This is a genomic window from Mesorhizobium sp. M7A.F.Ca.AU.002.02.1.1 (genome assembly GCF_003998535.1).
GTDB lineage: Bacteria > Pseudomonadota > Alphaproteobacteria > Rhizobiales > Rhizobiaceae > Mesorhizobium > Mesorhizobium ciceri.
This window is the reverse complement of sequence record NZ_RZPB01000559.1, coordinates 1-4,056: the sequence shown is the minus strand read 5'-3', so window position 1 is coordinate 4,056 and position 4,056 is coordinate 1. Positions and strand designations below refer to the sequence as shown.

At 65.0% G+C, this 4,056-nt stretch carries 5 protein-coding genes; 4 read left to right on the top strand and 1 reads right to left on the bottom strand.

Annotated features, from left to right (window positions below; genetic code table 11):
• The coding region (locus EN879_RS26660; RefSeq protein WP_127274344.1) for a tetratricopeptide repeat protein at positions 1-645 on the bottom strand (645 nt) is incomplete at its 3' end.
• Positions 646-761: 116 nt separating this feature from the next.
• Here EN879_RS26660 and EN879_RS26655 point away from each other — a divergent pair.
• From EN879_RS26655 to EN879_RS26640, 4 genes are all read left to right on the top strand, one after another.
• On the top strand, positions 762-2,126 hold the full coding sequence (locus EN879_RS26655; RefSeq protein WP_063169999.1) for a M17 family metallopeptidase: 1,365 nt from the start codon (positions 762-764) through the stop codon (positions 2,124-2,126).
• Positions 2,127-2,198: 72 nt separating this feature from the next.
• A complete protein-coding gene (locus EN879_RS26650; RefSeq protein ID WP_013533675.1) occupies positions 2,199-2,549 on the top strand; it encodes a MarR family winged helix-turn-helix transcriptional regulator in 351 nt (116 codons plus the stop codon).
• 26 nt (positions 2,550-2,575) lie between these two features.
• On the top strand, positions 2,576-3,436 hold the full coding sequence (locus EN879_RS26645; protein ID WP_063170457.1) for an NlpC/P60 family protein: 861 nt from the start codon (positions 2,576-2,578) through the stop codon (positions 3,434-3,436).
• A 199-nt stretch (positions 3,437-3,635) separates the two neighbouring features.
• The coding region (locus EN879_RS26640; protein ID WP_127274343.1) for a DEAD/DEAH box helicase at positions 3,636-4,056 on the top strand (421 nt) is incomplete at its 3' end.

Below are 4,056 nucleotides of genomic sequence, written 5' to 3'. Positions count from 1 at the left end.
GTTCTGGCGGACCCGGCTGTCCGCATTCGGCTGTTGCGCGGCCGAGCGCATATAGGTTTCGGCGGTGCGCAGATCACCTTCCAGCACATACGACATGCCAAGATTGGAGAGCACGGAAGGCTCGTTCGGCTTGAGGTCGAGCGCCTTGCGGTAAAGCTGGCGCGCATCGTCCTTCTGGCCGGTCTGGTCGAGAATGGCCGCTTCCGCCGACACCAGCCTCCAGTCGGGATATTCCGGTGTCTGAGCGCGGCGCACGGCGTCGAGCGCCGCCTCGAACTGGCCATTGGCGGCCAGCGCCTTGCCGTAGGAGGCAAGCACGTCACGATCCTTGGGCAAAGCGATGGCGAGTTTGCGCATCACGGCCAGCGACTGGTCGGCGTCGCCATCCATCTGCAACGCCGCCGCATAGTTCGTCGCTATCCGCTTGTCGTTGGGGTTCTTCGCGTAGGATTGGCCAAGTGCGCCGGTGGCATTGTGCAGTTCGCCGGCCGACATGCTTTCAAGCGGTTTGCCGCTGGTGCGTGCGATAGAGCCGGTGGAGAGCTTGTCGGTTCCGCAACCGGCGACGCCCGCCGTCAGCGCCAGCACAAGAGCCATGGTGATGAGCCGTTTTCCCCTGATATTGATCCTGCGGTTGGTCGGCATGGCACCCTAAGCCTCCATTCATGCGCGGCCATTGCGTGGCCGTCTTCCCTCTCGCAGAAATATTCTGTTAACCCTAACGGACGGTTAAGAACGGCGACTCACACGGAGAACATCGCATGCCTGTCGAACTCGTCGGGAAGACATTGCCGGGCGCGTTGCCGGTCCATCTGGTCGCCAGGGACGGTCTGGACGCGGCCGGTCTTGCGCCGGCCGCCATCGCCTGGGCCAGGGCCAACGGCTTTTCCGGCGAGGCAGGCAGGACACTGGTCGTGCCCGGCGAAAACGGGGCGCTCGGCGGCGCCTTGTTCGGTATCGGCGATGGCGAAGGCGCGCTTGCCCTCGGCGCATTGTCGAAAGCCTTGCCGGAAGGCGACTGGCATTTCGCCTTGGCGCCGGCCGAGGCCGAACTCGCGGCGATCGCGCTGCTGCTCGGCGGTTATGTCTTCACCCGCTACGGCAAGAAGCCAGGCAGGGCGCTGCGCTTCGGCCTGCCGGCCGACGTCGATGCCGGGCGCGTTCGCCGCATTGTCGATGGCGTCTTCCTGACACGCGATCTGGTCAACACGCCGACCAGCGATATGGGTCCGGAAGATTTGGAGCAGGCGGTGCGGACCCTGGCCGCCAGGCACAAGGCCGAAGTCTCGGTGATCAAGGGTGACGATCTCCTCGACCGGAACTTCCCGATGATCCATGCGGTCGGCCGTGCGTCGACCAGCGCACCGCGCTTGATCGACATGCGATGGGGACAGCAAGACGCACCGAAGGTGACGCTGGTCGGCAAGGGCGTCTGCTTCGACACGGGCGGCCTCGACATCAAGCCATCGTCCGGCATGCTGCTGATGAAGAAGGACATGGGCGGTGCCGCCAATGTCCTTGGCCTCGCCTCGATGATCATGGCTGCCGGGCTGAATGTGCGGCTGCGCGTGCTCATTCCCGCGGTGGAAAATTCGATTGCCGGCAACGCCTTCCGGCCTGGCGACGTGCTGATGAGCCGCAAGGGCATCACTGTCGAGATCGGCAACACGGATGCCGAGGGACGGCTGGTGCTGGCCGACGCGCTGGCGCTGGCCGACGAGGAGGAGCCGCAGCTTCTGGTCGACATGGCGACGCTGACCGGGGCTGCCCGTGTCGCGCTCGGCCCCGATCTGCCACCGTTCTACACCGGCGACGAAACGCTGGCATCCGATCTGGCGGAGGCTTCCGTCGCGACGGAGGATCCGCTGTGGCGCATGCCGCTGTGGCGGCCCTACGATGCAAAACTGTCGTCGAAGATCGCCGACATCAACAATGTCACCACGGACGGTTTCGCCGGCTCGATCACAGCGGCGTTGTTCCTGAAGCGCTTTGTCGAAAAAACCGCGGGCTGGGCGCATTTCGACATCTTCGCCTGGAATCCGGCTGATCGTCCGCATGGCCCCGCCGGCGGCGAGGCACAGGGCATCCGCGCGCTGGAGCGGATCATCGCGAAACGCTATGGCTGACAGTCGCAGGCGAAAGACGGCAATCGCTTTGACTGAAACGGAACCGAAACAATTTGCCGTCATGCTGGCGCGATGTCGATTGCGATGCGCCCGAGCCAGGCCTTGCGACTGTGGCAGCAGGTGATGCTGTCGCAGGTGCGCGACGACGCGCCCGATCTGACCATGCGCCAGACGGCAATCCTGTTCACCATCTATCTCGATCCGCCGCCGCACACCGTGCGCGGGCTCGCCGCCCGGCTCAATGTCACCAAGCCGGTGATCACCCGCGCCCTTGACACGATGGGCGCTTTGAAACTCGTCTCGCGCCATCGCGACGAGCTCGACAAGCGCAATGTTCTGATCAGGCGCACGGTCGAGGGCGCGCTCTTTGTCGAGCGCTTCGGCGATGGTATCATCGCCAAGGCGCTCGAACTGCCGATGTGAGCGACCTTTTCAACAGAGTGCTCGATTTGACTGCCAGGGATGCCCGCCTTCACGCTTTTCGCTCGGACCTTGCCGATGCACGGCTGAAGGGTGAGGTCGCCGCTGACCGCTTCGTCGCCGGCCGGCCGGCGCGGGTCATCGCGTCAGTGGCCGATATGCGCAAGGCGCCGCGGGCGGATGCCGGCGTCAACACGCAAGCCCTGTTCGGCGACGATGTCCTGGTCTTCGATGTCGCTGAAGGCTGGGCCTGGGTCCAGGCCGAACGCGACGGCTATGTCGGCTATGTCGCCGACACGATGCTGGGCAAACGGGACCATACGCCGACGCACATCGTCTGCGTGCCGCGCACCTTCCTCTATCCCGCGCCGGATCTGCGCTTTCCGATCGCCGGACAATTGTCGATGGGATCGACGGTGACAGTGACGGAGGCGGCCGAGACGCGCGGTACGCACTATGCGGTCCTGCCGTCCGGCGAGGCGCTGATCGCAGGTCACCTGCGGCCGCTCAGTGAAGCTGTGTCCGACTATGTCGCGGTTGCCGAGGCGTTTCTAGGAACACCCTATCTCTGGGGTGGCACTTCCGGTTTCGGCATCGACTGTTCGGGGCTGGTGCAACTGGCGATGCGCATGGCCGGCAGAGACGTGCTGCGCGATTCCGACATGCAGGCTGCGGCCCTTGGCGAGCCGCTGGAACCGGGACCTGATTTCTCCGGCTTGCGACGCGGCGATCTGGTGTTCTGGAAGGGCCATGTCGCCGTCATGACCGATGCCGACACGATGATCCACGCCAACGGCCACACCATGCTGGTGTCGCGCGAAGGCCTGAAGGATGCGGTTGACCGCATCGGTTATCTCTATGGTGGCCCGACAGGGTTCAGGAGGCCGTAGCCTTTCTTCCTTCGCCCCGTTCACGGGGAGAAGGTGCCCGAGGGCGGATGAGGGACAGCGCCAGCATTGAGAGGTTCGCGCCGCCCCCCACCTGCCTGCCGGCATCCTCTCCCCGTACCGGGGCGAGGAAAGCTCACCTCGATCACCTTTTGTTCCGATTTTCCTTGGCGTTCGCGCGCCGTCGCGCTACCTCTGGCGGGTGACAGTTGAGCCGCGCCTTGCCGAACAGAATGCCGCCGTGGCCCTGCCCGAACCATTCCTCAGATGGTTTGGCGAGAAAGGCTGGTCGCCGCGCGCCCATCAGATCGAACTTCTGGCGAAGGCCCAGGCCGGTCAGTCGGTCCTGCTGATCGCGCCGACCGGTGCCGGCAAGACGCTGGCCGGCTTCCTGCCTTCGCTGACCGAACTGGCCAACCGGCCAAAGAGAAAGCCGGGCCAGGCGCAGCGCGGTATCCACACGCTCTACATCTCGCCGTTGAAGGCGCTTGCCGTCGATATCGAGCGTAATCTCGGCAAACCGGTGGAAGAGATCGGGCTGCCCGTCACCATCGAGACGCGCACCGGCGACACGCCGGCGCACAAGCGCCAGCGCCAGAAACTGGTGCCGCCCGATATCCTGC

Bases quoted from the DNA above. Each gene is read 5' to 3' on its own strand.
- EN879_RS26650 (WP_013533675.1), top strand. From the start codon at position 2,199: ATGTCGATTGCGATGCGCCCGAGCCAGGCCTTGCGACTGTGGCAGCAG.
- EN879_RS26655 (WP_063169999.1), top strand. From the start codon at position 762: ATGCCTGTCGAACTCGTCGGGAAGACATTGCCGGGCGCGTTGCCGGTC.